Source organism: Candidatus Enterovibrio escicola, from assembly GCF_002464935.1.
GTDB lineage: Bacteria > Pseudomonadota > Gammaproteobacteria > Enterobacterales > Vibrionaceae > Enterovibrio > Enterovibrio escicola.
In genome coordinates this window covers 153,791-172,334 of sequence record NZ_NBYY01000011.1, presented here as the reverse complement: position 1 = coordinate 172,334, position 18,544 = coordinate 153,791, and the positions used below count along the sequence as shown (strand labels likewise).

The window sequence follows — 18,544 nt, the reverse complement described above, 5'->3', positions numbered from 1 at the left end:
AATTGTTGAACTCAACATCGGTCATGTATTTAAGCTGAGCTGCGCATAAGAAATGAACTAAACGCTAAAGTCGTGATCTGATTGTTTGAAATAAACTATTGACTGCAGAAAGACTTGGGCATGAATAACTTAGACGCTATTTTCGTTGATGTCGACGATTTCTGCTAGACTTACCTTCCTGCATGGGAAAAATACCTAATTCCTTCCGGTATTAAATAAAAAACAAGATTTATCGCCTCTCAGTTAGCGAAGTGATGTCGATAGTTATAGCTTTCCATCAATCTTAATATCAAGACTTCAAAATCTATTACATCCACTTTATTTGCCGCTACCTCACCAACAAATTTCCTGAATTAGTCAGCTACACGAGAATGCTAAAACGCATGCAATGTGTTCTGGTTCCGCTTTGCTCTTACCTCACTCACCGTCAGTCAAGGCCGACAGGGATTGCCTTCATTTATTCGTCCACGCTACAGATTTAACAGAACCTATGCATTCTCAGGTATCCGTTTTTTAAAGGTGCCGAGAAACGAGCAAAAGGAACGATGTGCTGGTTCTATGGCTTCAAATTATACCTTATTATCAATGATCGGTATTATTTTAGTCATAAGTGATGACGGCTAACGTGGATGATAAAAGATTTTACCGGAAATGGCTGACGATCTTTGGGGGTGTTTACACAGAGACAAAGGTTATCTCTTTAGTCCATTAGAGCAGGAACTCGTAGACAAGGGAGTGATACTGATAATGGGTGTGAAAAAGAATATGAAACCCAAAGTTATGAAACTTTAGGACCGCCTGATCTTCTGGAAACGATTTATTATTTAAACTGTTTTTGAACAACTAAAAAACATACTCCCAAATAGAGCATTCTACGGCACCGTAGTTGTATCCGCTTTATGGGCAACTTGCTGGCTGAGCTCATCGCGTATTGATTTCAACCAAAGAAGTTGAGCATCAAGATGATTAGGTTTGATAAGTAAGCGCTTATGCAGATCTGAGGTTACCTACCTTGCTTAACCCATTACGACGAAAGATACAGCAAGTGAGTGCTGATATAGCCTATGATACAAGAGCGTGTCACCACGTACTTAAAAACAAAATATAACGCCAAGTATTCCACCTCAAAGCAATGCGGGGTACTGGGAAGAATTGCATCCTAGAAATAAAGCTGTGCTGGCGTTGAAAGAGGATAAATTCGAGGAGTGGAAAAGAGCAAGGGCAAGGGTTATAACAAATCCTAATTAGCAGAGACAGTAATATTTCGCTATAAACAGTTGCTCAACCCTAAACTCATTCTTCATAATTAGGATACTCAAGTTAGTGAAGCGCTGGCAAATGTGAAAGCTAGGAACAAAGTTATAAGATTCGGTATGCCTGTTCGCTAGCAAATAAATTAAGACTGTAATAAATGTTGGGATCAGTTCGTTATAGGCCTAATTTAACCAATAATGCCCTGACAACTCATCAATCCAATCGATAAGGCAGCCATAAAACTGGCGAGGATGTATTTGGCTAGTAATACGTGCGATTATATCGTGAAAAGGGTTACCACAATGAAAAGCGCCATACCTCTTGAGGCCGATCGAGATAATCGGCACTGAACTCTTTTATTTTTTTCCAACCCTTACTGCTCTTAATAATACAACAAACGGTTAACAGGAGAATTTGTAGTTTATTTTTCATGTTTTACGTAAGTTCTTAATAACAGAGAAGTGTTCAAACATGATCATCACGATCATTGGCAACAACTTTAACCAATAATAGTACTAAGATCAGAATCGTCTTTTGAATGAAAAACTAAGGTTTTAATGACACAGTAAATCTTAGTGATCTTTCCCTAGTTTACCTAGTCTGTAATAGGGATATATACTTAGAACAGAAGCAGAATTGCGTGAAAGCATGAAGCCCTCTATAGAAATGACACTTGGCGCACTCTGGTGGATACTTAGAAAACCCACTGATGACCGCTGAGCTGGCTTTAATAAGCACAACGTCGAGATACGCCCACTCAACGGGGCGTTATATTTTTTAATAAATAAAAAACAACATGTTACTTGCTATTTTTTATTGCAGCGCGGATTATTTCTCTGTGATACCACGATGACGAAGTAGTGTATCAGGTGAAGGTTCTCGACCACGGAAACGTTGGAATAGCACCATCGGTTCTTCGCTGGCACCACGTTCTAAAATGTTTTCTAGAAACGACAGACCTGTTTCAGTATTGAAGATACCCTCTTCCTCGAAGCGATTAAATGCATCAGATGATAATACTTCTGCCCATAGATAACTGTAATAGCCTGCGCTATAACCACCCGCGAATATATGGCTGAACGAGTGTGGGAAGCGCTTCCACTCAGGCGAAGTCATCACGGCTACACGACTTCTCACGTTTGCCAATGTTTCCAATACGTTTGCTCCTTCTTCTGGATCAAATTGGGTAAACAATGAAAAGTCAAACAAGCTTAATTCCAATTGATGTAATAAGCCCATTGCAGATTGAAAGTTCTTCGCCGACAACATATTATCCAGCATATCTTGCGGTAAAGGCTCACCTGTCTCGTAGTGACCAGAGATAAACGCCAGTGCGTCTTTTTCCCAACACCAGTTTTCAAGAAACTGACTTGGCACCTCAACCGCATCCCATGGGACACCATTGATACCAGATACCGAAGACACATCCACTTGTGTCAGTATGTGGTGAAGACCATGACCAAATTCATGGAATAAAGTGACCACTTCATCATGGGTAAATAGCGCAGGTTTACCATCAATGGGTATGTTGAAGTTGCAGGTTAGATAGGCAACTGGTTTTTGCAAATCCCCAGATGCCGTCACGCGACGCACACGGCACTCATTCATCCATGCTCCCCCCCGCTTATGTTCACGTGCGTAAAGATCAAGATAAAAACTTCCACGTAGACTGCCAGCATCATCAAAAATGTCATAAAAAGACACTGATTCATTCCACACTTCCACACCATATCGACGTTTTACTACCACACCAAACACGCGCTTCACCACTTCAAATAGACCGGCGACCACTTTCTTTTCAGGGAAATAGGGTCGTATCTCTTCGTCAGAAATAGTGTATTGATGCTGTTTGAGTTTCTCTGAATAGAACGTCATATCCCACATTTCAAGTTTGTTTACACCAAAGTTATCGTTGGCGAACTGTCGCAGCTCTTCGAATTCTTGAACACCTTGTGGATGTACCTTTTCTACCATTTCATTCAAGAATGTCAGTACTTGATCAGTTGTCGACGCCATTTTAGTCGACAACGACAGTTCACTATAGCTCGCATAACCTAGTAAGTGAGCGATTTCATGCGACAATTGTAATATTTCATTGATGAGATCTGTATTATCCCACTTCCCCGCATTTGGACCACGATCAGACGCCCTCGTATAGTAGGCTTTATACATTTCTTTACGTAATTGACGATTGTCACAATAGGTCATTACAGGTAAATAAGACGGAAAATCTAACGTTAGTAACCAACCATCCAGTTTTTTGGTTTTTGCTTGGGCAGCTAACGCCGATAACGACGATTCAGGTATACCAACCAGCATATTTTTATCTGTAATGTGTTTATTCCAGCCCATAGTAGCATCGAGTACATTGTTAGAGAACGTCGATGAAAGCTCCGATAAGCGCTTACTGGCTTCTCCAAAACGGTGTTGTTCTTTCAACCCTAGGGTAATACCAGAAAGCTCAAAGTCCCGTAACGCGTCAATAACACTTTTCTGCTGAGCAACAGACAACGATTGGAAATCATCACGTACTTTGATTGCTTTGTATGCGTCATAAAGTGGCTTATACTGGCCTACCCATGTAGTGTAATCTGACAACAGTGACAGACATACTTCATATGCATCACGTAACACTCTGCTATTAACCACCGCATTCATATGCTCGATTGGCGACCAAATACGGCTCAAAATATCATCACTTTCTGCTAGAGGTACGCAAACTGAATCCCAGCTTGGATCGATGTTATTTTCTAACACCTCCTTAATTGCTGTACGGCAAGCAAGAATGGTCTTTTCAACCGCAGGTTGTACATGCTCTGCCTTAATTTTAGAAAATGACGGCAAATCACTCCACGACAACAGTGGATTATACATCACACTTATCCTTTCATTGTTTCTTTTATTTATGAAGGCAAATAGATAGATTTTCAAGGTTGATACTGTGTTTTATCTCACAATCCGCAATAATGTTCGCTATTTTCTTTATTTTTATCAGAGCATACCATGCTCAGTTATCGGTATAGATTTCACACTAGAAACCACGCTAATGTCGTCAAGAATATTGTTTAAAACTTGATCATTGAATGGCTTAAGCAATACAAGCGACTAAATTTCAGAGCCTATCAGTACATTCAGTTCGAGGTCAATGCTCATAGGGATAATCAGGCCATTTCATGGGGACTTTACGACGGAATTGGCATAACCATGCTCTCTTGTAATGCGAGTTTGCTAACGTCATGCTCGGAGTGATCGCCCTTTTAAGAAGCTTACTACACCCTACAAATCGGTACCTTGATTATAACATTAGTAATGCTCTCTGAAACCTGAATGTTTAAGTTGTTTGGGTATGCACCCAACCACACTAGCTGGTAATTTGAATTATTCTTTTTGAAAAAATTTCTCTTATGAAGATCTAAGGTTACATTAGATTTTCGTGAAATTCGTCAAAGCGAGATGGTGTTGCCAAGATTCTGAAGAAGCGTTGCATAAACACCCTTTGACATGTTTCTTATCAACCTACCGTAGATATTAAAAAGTGAAATGTAAGACAGTTTGCCATGGTTGCACTTCGGCATTGCACCTGAGAAAAATGCACCATTTTGCTCGGTGAATAATGCATTAATAGGGATCATTTTTTAACCTCAGATATGCATAAGTGTTTACTTATCAAACCTAGTCATCTTGATGTTCGGCTTCTTTGGTTGAAATGAATAAGCGATAACCCCCAAAGCTCGTCAGCCATTTCTGAAACAGGCTGTTTATCATCAACGTTAGCCGTTGTCACTTTGACTGAAATAATGCCACCTTGGTCATTGATAATAAGGTATAATTTGAAGCCGTAGAACCACTCCATCTTTCCTTTTCCTCGCTTCGCAGTACCTTTAAAAACTTGATGTTTGAGAATGCGTAGGTTGTGACAAACCTGTAGTTTGGACGAATCAACGAAGGAAATCCCTGTCGGCCTTACCTGATGGTGAGGTAGTGGCAAATAAAGTGGATGTAATAAGTTTTAAAGTCGCGATTCCATCGATTGATGGAAAGCGATCACTATTGTCATCACTTCGCTAACTGAGAGGCGAGAAGGCTTGTTTTTTATGGGATACCGGAAGAAAGGAGATTTTCCCCATGCAGGGAGGAAAATCTGGCAGAAGTCATAAACATCGATGAAAATAGCGTCTAAGTTATTCATGCCCAAGTCCTTATGCAGGCAATAGTTTTTTTCAAACGATCAGATCGCGGCTTTGGCATTTAGTTCATTTCTTATGCGCAGCTCAAATTAAGCAAATCTTTTTTATCCCCCAGATAGGCTTATCTAGGATAGTTGGATATGACGGTCATCAAGTCAGGTATTACTATCAATCACATAAAACTAAGTTAAAAATGTATGAAATGGGGATGCTTGTGTATTTATTGTCAAGTCAGTTTATCACGATTTTCACAATATATTTCAATGAGTTAGATGTTATAGCATTCAAGAGACAGCGAGCTTTAATAAGTGGTATGAAGTGATAGCGAAGGCAGCAGGAGATTTGGTGGATGCAATGATGAGCTACACCAAACGTATCAGCTATAGTAAAACTTTTCGAAGAGGTAGCAGGTCGTAATTTCTTGAAATGTGTGTTTTGTGGGAGAGGGATGGAGTTGGTTCGTCTCTCCGACCCAAAGCATGGTGTATTCTTCGATTTATTTGCTTCCAATAGTGGTTAATTGATATGGCTTTTGTTCTTCCCTCCTAATAAGTCGTGTAGGTATATTCAAGCTGGAAGGTTCGTCAACATGATCTGCAACGGTAGCTTAGGTGTCCACCCAAGCTGATACCTTGATTTTGACCGTTTTTGTGTGATAAAAAAGAACGTTTAACATCAAAGATAGCTATAATGATACACTCTGTAACAATAAACATGCTACGAGAATAACAATCTATTAAATACGAAAAACTGAAGATAGGAGGCAAAATATGTCGGATCTGATAAGAGCCTTGACTATGCATTATATAGGTTACAGGAGAAAAAATGGCAAAGCACTTTGATTATATTTGTATTGGTGCGGGAAGCGGCGGTATTGCATCAGCAAACCGCGCTGCAATGTATGGCGTAAAGGTAGCAATTATTGAGGCTCGCCATCTTGGTGGAACCTGTGTCAACGTAGGCTGTGTACCGAAGAAAATAATGTGGTATGGGGCACAAGTCGCAGAAGCAATCAAGCTATATAGCTCTGATTACGGCTTTGACCTTACAATTAATAAATTTGATTGGGCGAAACTGGTTACAAATAGAGAAGCCTATATTAAGCGGATCCATACCTCTTACAAAAATATATTCAACAAAAACAACATCGAAGTGATTCAAGGTTTCGCTACTTTCGTTGATGCCAAAAGTGTTGAAGTTAACGGTGAAATATTTACTGCTGATCACATTTTAATCGCGGTTGGAGGTGAACCCATAATTCCGTCAATTCTCGGTGCAAAGAACGGTATCGATTCAAACGGTTTTTTTGCGCTGAATGAGCAACCTAAGCGTGTAGCTGTTGTGGGCGCTGGATACATTGCGACTGAAATTGCTGGGGTTCTCAATGCCCTTGGAACTGAAACACACCTATTCGTGCGTAAAGATTCACCGATCCGCAACTTCGACCCAATGATAATTAATACCCTAGTTGAAGTAATGAAAAAAGAAGGTCCTCAGTTACACACACATTCAACCCCTAAGAAAGTGCTGAAAGAGAAGGACGGAAGCGTGACCCTACACTTTAAAAACCGTGAAACTCACAACACTGACATACTCATATGGGCGATTGGGCGTAAGCCAAGCACCCTAAAAATCAATTTAGAAGCAACGGGTGTCGAAACAACGGATCGCGATTACATCAAAGTCGATGAATTTCAGAACACTAATGTAGTGGGCATTTACTGTATCGGTGATAGCATGGCAGGCGGTGTTGAACTTACGCCTGTAGCCGTGAAAGCGGGTCGGCAATTATCTGAGCGTTTATTCAACGGAAAAACTAATGCGAAAATGGATTATAGCCTTATTCCAACGGTTGTATTCAGCCACCCGCCTATCGGCACCATTGGCATGACTGAGCCAGAAGCTAAAGTGCAATATGGTGATAAGAATGTGACTGTATATACAACAGACTTTACCGCTATGTATACTGCTATCACTAGGCATCGCCAGCCCTGCAGAATGAAGCTGGTTTGCATAGGTAGAGAAGAGATCATAGTAGGTCTACATGGTATAGGTTTTGCAGTCGATGAGATGATCCAAGGCTTTGGCGTTGCCATGAAGATGGGTGCAAAAAAAGCAGACTTCGACAGTGTCGTTGCGATTCATCCAACAGGCTCCGAGGAATTCGTGACTCTTACGTGTTAGTATGGCATGGTTAATCAAATCATTCCCATAACGCACTGATCTAAATCTTTTTATGATCTTAATTTGTCTTCTGTCGAATAGTTATATAGAGTCTTATAACTTTATTCTAAGTTTTGGGCATTCTTTATTCTATGTAATTTAACTTGAGCTGCACACAAGAAATAAACCAAAGATATTTGATCTGTAGGTATCTTATATCTGCTTGCTTTCTTGTGATTATTCGTCGATAGAGCTTAAGCAACTTTAGGGTAATAATACCAGTATTGCAATACTTTTCAGTTCCTACAAACTAAAAAATGATGAAAATTGATTATCTTTTGTAATATTAAAAATATGGAATTACACATTCTAAAATAGTTGCAATTTGGTAGCTATCTTCCAGATAGCAAGCACTGATAATTAATGGTAGTACTACTTGTTCCTTTGGAGAGAAGAGCCTACTATTTTAGGTAGTTTTCTTCATTTTATACATTAGACTAATAGTCTTGGCAGTTATTATCTGAATTCAAAGTTTAATGTGTCACTGGATGTGTCACTGGATTCGATAACTCCCCTAAATATAAGTCATCCTTTCTATGAAGTTATGTTTACAGATATTTGATAAAATTAAGTAACAATTACGTTGATAATATACTCGATGACGCATCATCTACTCCCCTGATACGATTCATTTTTCCTGAATACATATTAGAATTCATACCCTTTATGAATATTATAATAACAATGTTAGCTCTCCTTTTATCTCAATAAACAGATAACAGCTACCAGCACTACTTATCCCTCGTCTAGCGCGTTATAATCGTCAACCATTTTACATAAAAAGATCGCACGAACCCAATGATACATAAAGTTAACGTTAGAACGTTTCAGGATATAATCATCTCACTACAGGATTACTGGGCGCAACAAGGTTGCGCTATCGTACAACCGCTTGACATGGAGGTAGGGGCTGGCACATCTCACCCTATGACGTGTTTGCGAGCAATCGGCCCTGAGCCAATCGCAGTAGCTTATGTTCAACCGTCACGTCGCCCGACTGATGGGCGTTATGGAGAAAACCCTAATCGGCTGCAACATTACTACCAGTTCCAAACTATTATCAAGCCATCACCAGACAACATTCAAGAATTGTATCTGAATTCACTGTTGGTATTGGGTATCGATCCAAAAGTACATGATGTACGCTTCGTAGAAGATAACTGGGAAAATCCAACACTTGGTGCTTGGGGTCTTGGTTGGGAAGTGTGGTTGAATGGAATGGAAGTGACCCAGTTCACTTATTTCCAACAAGTTGGTGGTATTGAATGTAACCCAATAACTGGAGAAATAACCTACGGTCTTGAACGTCTGGCTCTATACATCCAGGGAGTTGACTCTGTATATGATCTGGTGTGGTCTGATGGTGTATTAGGTAAAATTACCTATGGTGACATCTTCCACCAAAATGAGGTTGAACACTCGATGTACAACTTCAAGCATGCTGACGTGAACTTTTTGTTCAGCTATTTCGATCAGTGTGAGAAAGAATGTATATATCTACTTAACCTTGAAAATAGGCTCCCATTGCCCGCCTATGAACGCATTCTAAAAGCGAGTCATGCTTTTAACCTTTTGACAGCACGTAAAGCTGTCTCTACGACTGAGCGTCAACGCTATATTTTGCGTATTCGTAAACTGACCAAGTTAGTTGCTGAAGCCTACTATGCATCACGTGAAGCCCTTGGTTTCCCAATGTTGAAGAACCGCGTACCTAAAAAGGATGAAAATAAGTAAGATGGCTAAGAATTTTCTGATAGAGTTAGGTACGGAAGAACTACCACCAAAACATCTGCGTACTCTGGCAGAATCGTTCGCAGCAAACTTCAAACAAGAATTAATAAATGCAGAACTTACGCATGAATATATTACTTGGTATGCAACACCTCGCCGTCTCGCATTAAAGGTAATAGCATTGGCTGAACAGCAACCAGACAAGTTGGTTGAGAAGCGTGGTCCCTCAATAATTATTGCATTTGATGCTAATGACAAACCGACTAAGGCGGCAAAAAGCTGGGCACTCATGAACGGTATTACTATTGAACAAGCGGAACGTCTTGTAACAGACCAAGGAAAATGGTTGTTCTTCAAGCAGGAAGTAAAAGGCAAAATAACCAAAAACATAATAGTTTCTCTAGCTAATAATGCATTAGTTAATCTTCCAATTACAAAACCAATGCGGTGGGGTGATAAAGACATCCTATTTATCCGTCCAGTAAAAACTTTGACCGTACTTATGGGTGAAGAGCTTATTAAAGGTAGTATTTTAGGTGCTGCTTCAAGCCGCACTATCCGTGGTCACCGCTTTATGGGTGAAGCCGAATTTATCATCGACCATGCCGATCAATATCCCTCTATTTTAAAAGAACGAGGTAAAGTTATAGCAGATTATGATGAGCGTAAAACGTTAATCATCGCAGCTATACAGAGAGCGGCATTCCTAGTTAACGGCATCGCCGATATAGATGATATTTTAGTCGAAGAAGTCACCTCATTGGTTGAATGGCCAGTTATACTAACTGCAACCTTTGAAGAAAAATTTTTAAAAGTACCTTCAGAAGCCCTTGTTTATACCATGAAGGGGGATCAGAAGTGCTTCCCTATTTATAGTGAGGACAAGCGACTACTTCCTAACTTCATTTTTGTATCAAATATTGAGTCTAAAGAACCATGCCACGTTATTGAAGGTAATGAAAAAGTTGTACGTGCACGTTTTGCCGATGCAGAATTCTTTTTTAATACAGACTTGACATGTCCCTTAGTTGATCGCTTACCCCAACTGGAAACAGCTATATTTCATGAACAGCTAGGTACCATTAAAGACAAAACCGATCGCATTACTCAATTGGCAGGCTATATCGCTGATAAAATTGAAGCAGACGTCGAGAAATCAAAACGTGCCGCTCTGCTTTCTAAATGCGACCTGATGACATCAATGGTATTTGAGTTTACAGATACCCAAGGTATTATGGGTATGCATTATGCACGTCGTGATGGCGAAGACAAAGAAGTCAGCCTTGCTTTAAGCGAGCAATATATGCCACGTTTCTCAGGTGACAAGTTACCAAGCAAGGGTGTTTCAGCGGTTATAGCATTAGCTGATAAACTGGACACGATCGTAGGTATTTTTGGTATTGGACAAGCCCCTAAAGGTTCCGATCCCTTCGCATTGCGTCGGGCATCTTTAGGTGTGCTTCGTATCATCGTTGAATATGGTTATGACTTAGACTTGGTTTCTTTGGTTGCGAAATCTCAATCTTTGTTTGGTGACCGTTTGACAAACAACATTGAGCCTGATGTTATCGAGTTTATACTAGGTCGCTTCCTTGCTTGGCATCAGGATGAAGGGCACAGTGTCGATGTCATTCAAGCGGTGCTAGCGCGTCGCCCTACCAAACCGGCAGATTTTAACCAACGAGTACAAGCAGTTTCACACTTCCGTTCATTAGATGCAGCTAAATCTCTAGCCGCTGCCAATAAACGAGTCGCTAATATTCTAGCTAAATTCGACGGTATACTCCCAGTATATATCAATACATCACTGCTAATAGAAGATGCTGAAATAGCTCTAGCTGGAAAAGTGACGGCACTAGTCGAAAGACTTGCACCTCTACTTGTAGCAGGCGATTACAAAACGATACTAATACAATTAGCTGGTTTGCGTGAGCCTGTCGATACATTCTTTAATAATGTCATGGTTATGGTTGAAGATGAAACATTAAAGGCAAACCGCCTCGCACTTCTACATCTCCTGCGTAGCCAATTTATGAATGTCGCTGATATTTCTCTGCTCCAAAAATAAAACTGATTTATATTTACGAAGGGCGTTGTTTTCCAAATATCTAAATTAATTGCAATTCCTACGATTCATATCAGCATGGAGTTAAGCGGGAGGTGATGATGGGAAAGGCCAAGCACAAGATTAGCAACTGGAAACGATATAATCAAGTATTAGTAAACTGAGGCTCAGTAACTGTTTGGATAAACGACGTGGCCATTAAGGCATGGTATTGTCTAAAGCATCATGGTCATCATGGCCTTGGGTTTATATTTCCGGATATCATGATTGAAACGGCACTGATGGTAAGAGGTATTTTTAAGCTCCCTCTTCATGGATTAGAAGATTTTCTCAATTCGTTTTTTCCGTTGATGAATGTTCCACTGAAATCTCCTACATACACCTGCATGAGTAATGTATTCGAAGACCGTAAAAGTTAAGTACCGTTTTCCGAGTTGAGAAGCTGTCGCTCATGTCGTTATTGATGCCACAAGCCTAAAGGTATACGACGAAGGTGACTGGAAAATTTGTAAACACTGTAAGGAGAAGCGGCGTATCTGGCACAAACTTCATCTTGCCGTTGATTTGTCTACTTATGAACTTATTGCTGCAGAAGTTAGCCTAGTTTTTGTGGGTGATAATAAGGTCTTACCTGTATTGCTTAACCCATTACGACGAAAGATACAGCAAGTCAGTGCTGATGGAATTTATGATACAAGAGCATGTCACCACGTATTGAAGAACAAATGAATAACGCCTACTATTCCACCGAGAAGTAAAGCGGAGTACTGGTAGGAAGGGCGGAAGGGCATCCTAGAAATGGATGCTGTAAAGGCGTTGAAAGAGGATAGACTATCGGAGTGGAAAAAGAACAGTGATTATAATACACTCTCATTAGCAGAAACAGCAATGTTTTGCTATAAACAGTTGCTCAGCTCTAAACTCACTCTTCGTAATTAACCTCCAGATCTGCATAAACGCTTGCTTATCAAACCTAGTCATCTTCAAGCTCGGTTTCTTTGGTTGAAATCAATACGCAATAAGCCCCGCCAGCAAGTTAACCATAAAGCTGATATAATTACGGTGCCGAGAATGCTTGATTTGGGATATGTTTTTTAGTTGGTCAAAAACGGTTTCAATAATAAATTGTTTCGGGAGTATCGGGTGGTTCCAAAGTTTCATCACTTTGGGTTTCATGTTTTTTATACCCGTTATCAGTGTCACTCCCTTGTCTACAAGCTCCCATTCCAATGGATTAGAGATATAACCTTTATCTCAGTATAAACACCCAAAAATCTCATCAACCATTTACGATATAGGCTTTCTATCATCCACGTTAGCCGTCGTCACTTTGACTGAGATAATGCTACCTTGATCATTGATAATAAGGTCTAATTTGTAACCGTATGAACCACCCCATCGTTCCTTTTCCTCGCTTCGCGGTACCTTTAAACACCTGATGTCTGAGAATGCGTAGGTTGTGACAAGCCTGTAGCTTGGACGAATCAACGAAGGTAAATCTCTGTCAGCATTGCCTGATGATGAGTGAGGTAAGAGCAAAGCGAAACCAGAACATCTTGTATGAGCTTCAGCACCCTCGTATAGCAAAATAATTCAGGAAATTCGTTGGTAAGATAGCGATAAACAAAGTGGATTTAATAGGTTTTGCAGTCTCGATACCCCGATTGATGGAAAGCTATCACTATCGTCATCACTTCGCTAACTGAGAGGCGAGAAGGCTTGTTTCTTTGTTTGATACCAGAAGAAATCAACTGTTTTCCCATACAAAGAGGAAAGTCTGACAGAAGTTGTAGACATCGCTGAAAACAACGTCTAAGTTATTCATGCACAAGTCCTTGTGCAATCAATAGTTTTTTTAAACGATCAGATTGCAACTTTGGGATTTAGTTTTTTTCTTATGCGTAGCTCAGGTTAATTACAATGCTCAAATTAGTGAAGCGTGGGCAAATGAAAAATCGATGAACAAAGTTATAAGACTTGGTATTCCTGTTTACCAGCAGACAAATTAAGACTGTAAAGAAGCTTGGTATCAGTGCGTGATAGGCCTGATTTAATCAATAATATCGTTGGTATCTTGTTTTTGCTTGCTTGCGATTATCCGTCGATAGATCTTAAGCAATTTTAGGGTAATAAGCGCTGTTATGATGGTATCATCTCAGTCTTAGTTAGACTGAGGAAAAATGGAACTTAATTGTCTCTGCGATATTTGATACTGGAATTATTTGTTCCAAATTGATCACAATGAAATCTCTTCCACCAGTGGTAAACTGTTTATAATTCAGGGTAGTCTTGCTTGTTTCTTGGAAGAGAAGAGCGTATCGTTTTCAGTGTTTTGTTTCCTCTTCTAAACGAGATGATAGGTGTCGAAGTTATTATCTGAATTCAGGGGAAGGTGATGAATGGTGTCTACTTTAACAATAAACGCAATCTGAAAGAAGCCCTTGATCAATTTTACACTGTACTTTTTTCAGATATTGGAAACTCTTTGATATCTCGAATAAACGATAAATTTCAGACATTTAAACCTTAGTCTTCAGGTTGATTAGGTATAGTGCCGATCTATGGTAAATGAACAGAATATGGCTTGCGTATCCCAATGTATATACCTACTTCAGTCATGACTTTGATACAGGTTTGATGCAAGGAGCAGTTGAATATTTGGTGACCAAGGAATATTGGATTTAGATGAAGAGTTTTCTATGTATCTATAATTATTTTGTGGCTTTAACTGTGCTAAAAGTGGCAACGTGGTGTATTCAAATGCATTATACAGAAATTACTGAATAGATAAGCTCAATGTATAAGTATAGAGTTAGAGTGATTGAGATACGAAAACAGGAAAAGGCGTACAAATACAAGAGTACGCTTTTTTAGAATGATGTGCTTATTGGTACAAGTATTTTGTAAAAAGTAAGTCTATTAATACCTTTTGATTTGTTTCTGCTAATAGCAATGCGTTAACTTTTTCCAAACAGTTATTACGAATTGCTTCACGTCCTGATAGAGATTGTATTTGCGCCATATGTTCTTGACTTAGCAAGCCTATAATTGTGTCGCGTATTAATGGTTGGTGGTATTTAAGTAACTGTATGAGTGAAGGGTCATCGACCATCAGATTAATCCTCACGTTGATAAATCCGAGCTTCTGATTTCCTGTAATAAAGTTGGTAGTGATTTCAGGCTCAAGGGTAAAGTAGCTGTATGGTATAACTTCTTCATCACTCTTTGCTGTAGAAGGAAAAGAGACTAACAGTGCCATGAGTAATGTGAAAAGTGCGATCCTATTTTTATGCATGATTCTTGATATACTCCAGATTAATTAAATCTCTTCTGCTCGTTTACTTACATGTAATAATGAACAACTCTGTAAAATAGCACATTAGTAATTTTACTCATTATTCGTAAGTTTGACGAAATTTTATATTTTCTGCTATTTGTCAGGAAAAAATGTTAAATTTCAGACTACTACACATGTCAGCCTTGATGAGTGCAAATTGGAAAGCCTTGGATCGGCAACAACTGGAAACAACAACACAAAGTGAATGGTTGCGGGAGCTTCATTCAATGACTGATCGTTTGAAATGTTGCTGCGTAACACTGGATGTAAATGTGCTGGGGTTGCATCAATGTGAAGTGAATGTACTGACGGAGAGTGAACGTAGTTTGTTGGGCAATGAAGCGTGTTTTGTGCGTGAAGTTTTGCTCTCTGGCGATAATATGCCATGGTTATATGCTCGCACCTTGGTACCTATGTCAACTCTGACAGAACAAGAAGAAGACATTGTGTATTTGGGTGCTGTACCACTGGGTCAGCGAGTTTTTAGCCGGACTAATGCGCGTCGTGATGAAATTGAAGTAGCAACCGTAGTGATTGAGGGAAAAACACTGCTGGCGCGTCGCTCTAGACTTTGGGCCAATAATAAACCTATGTTGGTATCTGAACTATTCTTACCTCAGGCACCAATCTATCATGGAAATTGCTAGATGGATATGGCGAAGGTAAGAGTGTTTTGGCAATTGATGAGAATGGATCGACCCATTGGCAGCTTTTTGCTGCTGTGGCCTACGATGTGGGCTTTGTTTTTCGCGGCAGATGGATTCCCTAATCCGCATGTGTTGGTTGTGTTTTTACTTGGTGTGGTGATGATGCGAGCGGCTGGCTGTGTCATCAATGATTTTGCGGACCGTGACTTCGATAAACATGTAAAACGAACTAAGTCCCGTCCATTTCCGTCAGGTAAAGTGACGACTAAAGAGGCGTTGTGGTTGTTTTCCTTTTTGGTTTTATGCTCATTCTTACTGGTATTGACGCTGGATCCGCTAACTATTCAGCTCTCAGTCATTGCTCTTATCTTTGTGGCTGTCTATCCTTACATGAAACGCTATACTCATATGCCACAGTTGATGCTTGGGATGTCATTTAGTTGGGTAATCCCGATGGCGTATGCCGCGCAAACAGGTGAAGTATCACCAGTCTCTTGGATTTTATTCTTGGCCAATGTGGCATGGACTGTCGCGTACGATACTCTTTATGCTATGGTCGATTCTGATGATGATGTAAAAGTTGGTGTTAAATCTTCGGCAATATTATTTGGGCGTTTTGATAAAGTGGCGATCGGGGTACTACAGCTAGTGACGGTACTATTGCTTGTCTTGGTAGGGTACCTGAGTGATCTGGCCATCTTCTACTATTGTTGCTTATTGATGGTATCTTCTTTGTTTGTCTACCAGCAATGGTTGGTTCGAAGTCGAGACCGTGATGTGTGTTTCCAAGCCTTCTTGAACAACAACTATGTTGGTATGTGGATTTCTATTGGTGTGTGTGTAAGTGTTTTATTGTGATGCTTGAGTAGTGAAGGAACCGAGCATTTACAACAGATCTCATCGAAGAATTAATCGTCGAAACCCAAGACATTGAAATAGAAAGTAAGGATCAACTGGAAAACCCTTGCAAGCAGGTTGCTCATAAAGTCAATAAGATTTTGGTACCGTGAATTCTTTATATGAGAAGTGCTTTGTAACGAGTCCAAGAAGATCCCTATGATAATCTCAGATCTGCGTAAGAGCTTGTTTATAAATCCGAGTCATCTTAATACTCATTTCTTTGGTTGAAATGAATACGCGATGAGTGTTTAGCCAACAAGTTGACCATAATTCTGATAGAATTACGGTGCTGAGAATGCTTGATTTGGGATATATTTTCTAGTTGGTCAAAAACAGTTTTAATAATAAATCGTTTTCGGAGCATCAAGAGCTCCCAACGTTTCATCACTTTGGATTTCATTTTACCTAGGAATTTCCTCCCAGAAACTATATGTGGAGGGGTTTAAGGCATTTCCCTTTCTGTGATATACAGAGCACGATTAAACAAATAAAAGGTATGAATGCATTTCAAGGTATCAAATCGAAGCTGCTTCGCTTTAAACGTATTTTCACTACGCATTGGGCTATATTAGTATCCGATCATCCCAGATATAAAACTGATTATTATCATTTATAAATCGCTAAGATGCTAAAGTGTGGAAGCTCAGAACATGGCTTTGGCACTTACCAATGCTTGAGTTTCGGTCAAGAGCAACATAAAGTTAACTTTAGTTGTAAAGGGAAAGCTTGTCTGCAATGTGGAAAGAGTTATGCACGGGAGAGTATGATCAAAAAAAATGTCTGCTTGTTGCTTAAAGTGAGCTATCGGCAAGTTGTCTTAATATTTCCTAAGCAATTTCGTATTCATTTCCATAATCACTCCAATAAGAAACGTTTGTACTCTGGGTTTATGCTCTTGGCGGAAGCCTGCTTATCAGAGTTTATTCAGGCGCACTTTAAGATAGATTCGTGTGAAATTACCGGCATGGTTTTCATCCAGACCTATAGTTGTAATGGCAACTATCCTCGCATTTACATGTGATACTGGCTGAAGGTGCATTTTTTCCTTCAAACTAGGACTGGAAAGGGTTTCAACATTTATTGTTATCTCAGCTACGATTACTTTGGCAAAAATACTTACTGAAGTTAATGGAGATGGAGTTTTCGGCGAGTCAATATGTGATTAGAATCTTATGGGCTAATTACCCTGATGGTTTTTATGACCATCTTGACAATGGTCGTAAAATAAAGTTCCACGTAAAAGCTACCAAGGGTTAATACGATACCTAACCAACTATTTGTCATTCCCGCTGATAGGCTTATCTAGAATAGTTGGGTATGACCGTCATCAAGTCAGCTATTACTATCAATCACATAAAACGAAGTTGAAAACGTATAAGAGAGTGGATGCTCAGGTATTTGTTGGCAGGTTAGTTTGGTACATTTTTCCTAAAGGATTTCAATGAATGAGATATGATGGCCTTCAAGCGCCAGCGAGCTTTAATCAGTGGTATGAAGTGATAGCGATGGCAGCAGGAGACTTTGTGGATGGAATGATTAGCGGGACCAAACGTATTAGTTATGTAGAGCTTTTCGAAGAGGTAGCAGCTCGTAATCCCTTAAAATGTGTATTTTGTGGGAGAGGGATGGCATTGGTTCAGTTCACCCACGTCAAGCATGGTGTATTCTTCGAATTATTTGCTTCCGATAGGGGTTAATTGATATGTTTTTTGTTCTTATTATCGCTCCGCTTTTTGCAGAATCTGACTGTTCTAGGATTCTAGAAAAACACTATTGGTGAGGACTCAATTTTCCATATCAATTGAGCTAGATAGATGCTGTTTGTATGCGATATAATGTGACGCACATCGGTATTGATACCACGGGTATTGGTTTGGGTGTTTGAGATTGGATATACGCTAATCACCCCTTAGAAGCCATTATAATTCACTATAGCAACAAAACGAAGGAACGACTCGCATCAAAAATGCTTGACGTGATAGACGCGAATCGACTGTATTTCGATGTGGAATATTAAAGATGTCATCCTAGCATTCATGGCTATAAAACGCGTGGTCAGTGGAAGTGGAAATATGATTGATTTTATATCTCGAACCTTTAGAACTTTGACGGTAATGTCGCCGAATCTAGTTTGTAGGTACCGCACAGGCAAATAGCCATTGCGAACCACTCTCTGCTTTCCGTTAGCTTGGAGTGATGT

Annotated in this window: 10 protein-coding genes and 7 pseudogenes; 12 read left to right on the top strand and 5 right to left on the bottom strand. The window is 39.7% G+C overall.

Annotation, left to right across the window (positions count from 1 at the left end; translation table 11 throughout):
- The first annotated feature begins 120 nt into the window (after positions 1-120).
- Positions 121-983: pseudogene (locus BTN49_RS22015) on the top strand (IS982 family transposase).
- A 20-nt stretch (positions 984-1,003) separates the two neighbouring features.
- Positions 1,004-1,388: pseudogene (locus BTN49_RS20450) on the top strand (transposase); the annotation flags it as partial.
- A gap of 694 nt (positions 1,389-2,082) precedes the next feature.
- Here the strand turns inward: BTN49_RS20450 and prlC are convergent.
- Positions 2,083-4,128: an oligopeptidase A gene (gene prlC / locus BTN49_RS04890; RefSeq protein ID WP_097356247.1), complete on the bottom strand. Its 2,046-nt coding sequence runs from the start codon at positions 4,126-4,128 to the stop codon at positions 2,083-2,085.
- Positions 4,129-4,975: 847 nt separating this feature from the next.
- Positions 4,976-5,443, bottom strand: a pseudogene (locus BTN49_RS22010) (transposase); the annotation flags it as partial.
- Between the two features lie 823 nt (positions 5,444-6,266).
- Between BTN49_RS22010 and gorA the strand changes: the two are divergent.
- The 4 genes and pseudogenes from gorA to BTN49_RS17475 all read left to right on the top strand — a co-directional run.
- On the top strand, positions 6,267-7,625 hold the full coding sequence (gene gorA, locus BTN49_RS04875) for a glutathione-disulfide reductase (protein WP_097356244.1): 1,359 nt from the start codon (positions 6,267-6,269) through the stop codon (positions 7,623-7,625).
- An 837-nt stretch (positions 7,626-8,462) separates the two neighbouring features.
- Positions 8,463-9,398: a glycine--tRNA ligase subunit alpha gene (glyQ, locus tag BTN49_RS04870; RefSeq protein ID WP_394336639.1), complete on the top strand. Its 936-nt coding sequence runs from the start codon at positions 8,463-8,465 to the stop codon at positions 9,396-9,398.
- A 1-nt stretch (position 9,399) separates the two neighbouring features.
- The gene (gene glyS, locus BTN49_RS04865; RefSeq protein WP_097356243.1) at positions 9,400-11,463 is read left to right on the top strand and encodes a glycine--tRNA ligase subunit beta; all 2,064 of its coding nucleotides are present in this window, start codon (positions 9,400-9,402) and stop codon (positions 11,461-11,463) included.
- A gap of 98 nt (positions 11,464-11,561) precedes the next feature.
- Positions 11,562-12,396: pseudogene (locus BTN49_RS17475) on the top strand (IS5 family transposase); the annotation flags it as partial.
- Here the strand turns inward: BTN49_RS17475 and BTN49_RS17470 are convergent.
- Positions 12,334-13,285: pseudogene (locus tag BTN49_RS17470) on the bottom strand (IS982 family transposase). The pseudogenes BTN49_RS17475 and BTN49_RS17470 overlap by 63 nt on opposite strands.
- 43 nt (positions 13,286-13,328) lie before the next feature.
- Between BTN49_RS17470 and BTN49_RS13875 the strand changes: the two are divergent.
- A complete protein-coding gene (locus BTN49_RS13875; protein ID WP_158523624.1) occupies positions 13,329-13,469 on the top strand; it encodes a hypothetical protein in 141 nt (46 codons plus the stop codon).
- A gap of 875 nt (positions 13,470-14,344) precedes the next feature.
- On the opposite strand, the gene BTN49_RS04845 is transcribed toward BTN49_RS13875, so the two are convergent.
- A complete protein-coding gene (locus BTN49_RS04845) occupies positions 14,345-14,755 on the bottom strand; it encodes a flagellar basal body-associated FliL family protein (protein WP_097356240.1) in 411 nt (136 codons plus the stop codon).
- Positions 14,756-14,907: 152 nt separating this feature from the next.
- Between BTN49_RS04845 and BTN49_RS04840 the strand changes: the two genes are divergently transcribed.
- Both BTN49_RS04840 and ubiA read left to right on the top strand, forming a co-directional pair.
- The gene (locus BTN49_RS04840; RefSeq protein ID WP_097356239.1) at positions 14,908-15,444 is read left to right on the top strand and encodes a chorismate--pyruvate lyase family protein; all 537 of its coding nucleotides are present in this window, start codon (positions 14,908-14,910) and stop codon (positions 15,442-15,444) included.
- A complete protein-coding gene (ubiA, locus tag BTN49_RS04835; RefSeq protein ID WP_097356238.1) occupies positions 15,445-16,302 on the top strand; it encodes a 4-hydroxybenzoate octaprenyltransferase in 858 nt (285 codons plus the stop codon).
- Between the two features lie 207 nt (positions 16,303-16,509).
- On the opposite strand, the pseudogene BTN49_RS04830 reads toward ubiA, so the two are convergent.
- Positions 16,510-16,744: pseudogene (locus BTN49_RS04830) on the bottom strand (transposase); the annotation flags it as partial.
- Between the two features lie 225 nt (positions 16,745-16,969).
- On the opposite strand from BTN49_RS04830, the gene BTN49_RS04825 reads away from it, so the two are divergent.
- From BTN49_RS04825 to BTN49_RS04815, 3 genes and pseudogenes are all read left to right on the top strand, one after another.
- Entirely contained in the window at positions 16,970-17,365 is a 396-nt protein-coding gene (locus BTN49_RS04825; RefSeq protein WP_097356236.1) for a transposase zinc-binding domain-containing protein, read from the top strand.
- A 229-nt stretch (positions 17,366-17,594) separates the two neighbouring features.
- Positions 17,595-17,789 (top strand): annotated as a pseudogene (locus tag BTN49_RS20445) (transposase); the annotation flags it as partial.
- Positions 17,790-18,041, top strand: coding sequence for a hypothetical protein (locus BTN49_RS04815; protein WP_097356234.1), 252 nt, complete (start codon positions 17,790-17,792; stop codon positions 18,039-18,041). It begins immediately after the preceding pseudogene.
- Positions 18,042-18,544 lie beyond the last annotated feature (503 nt).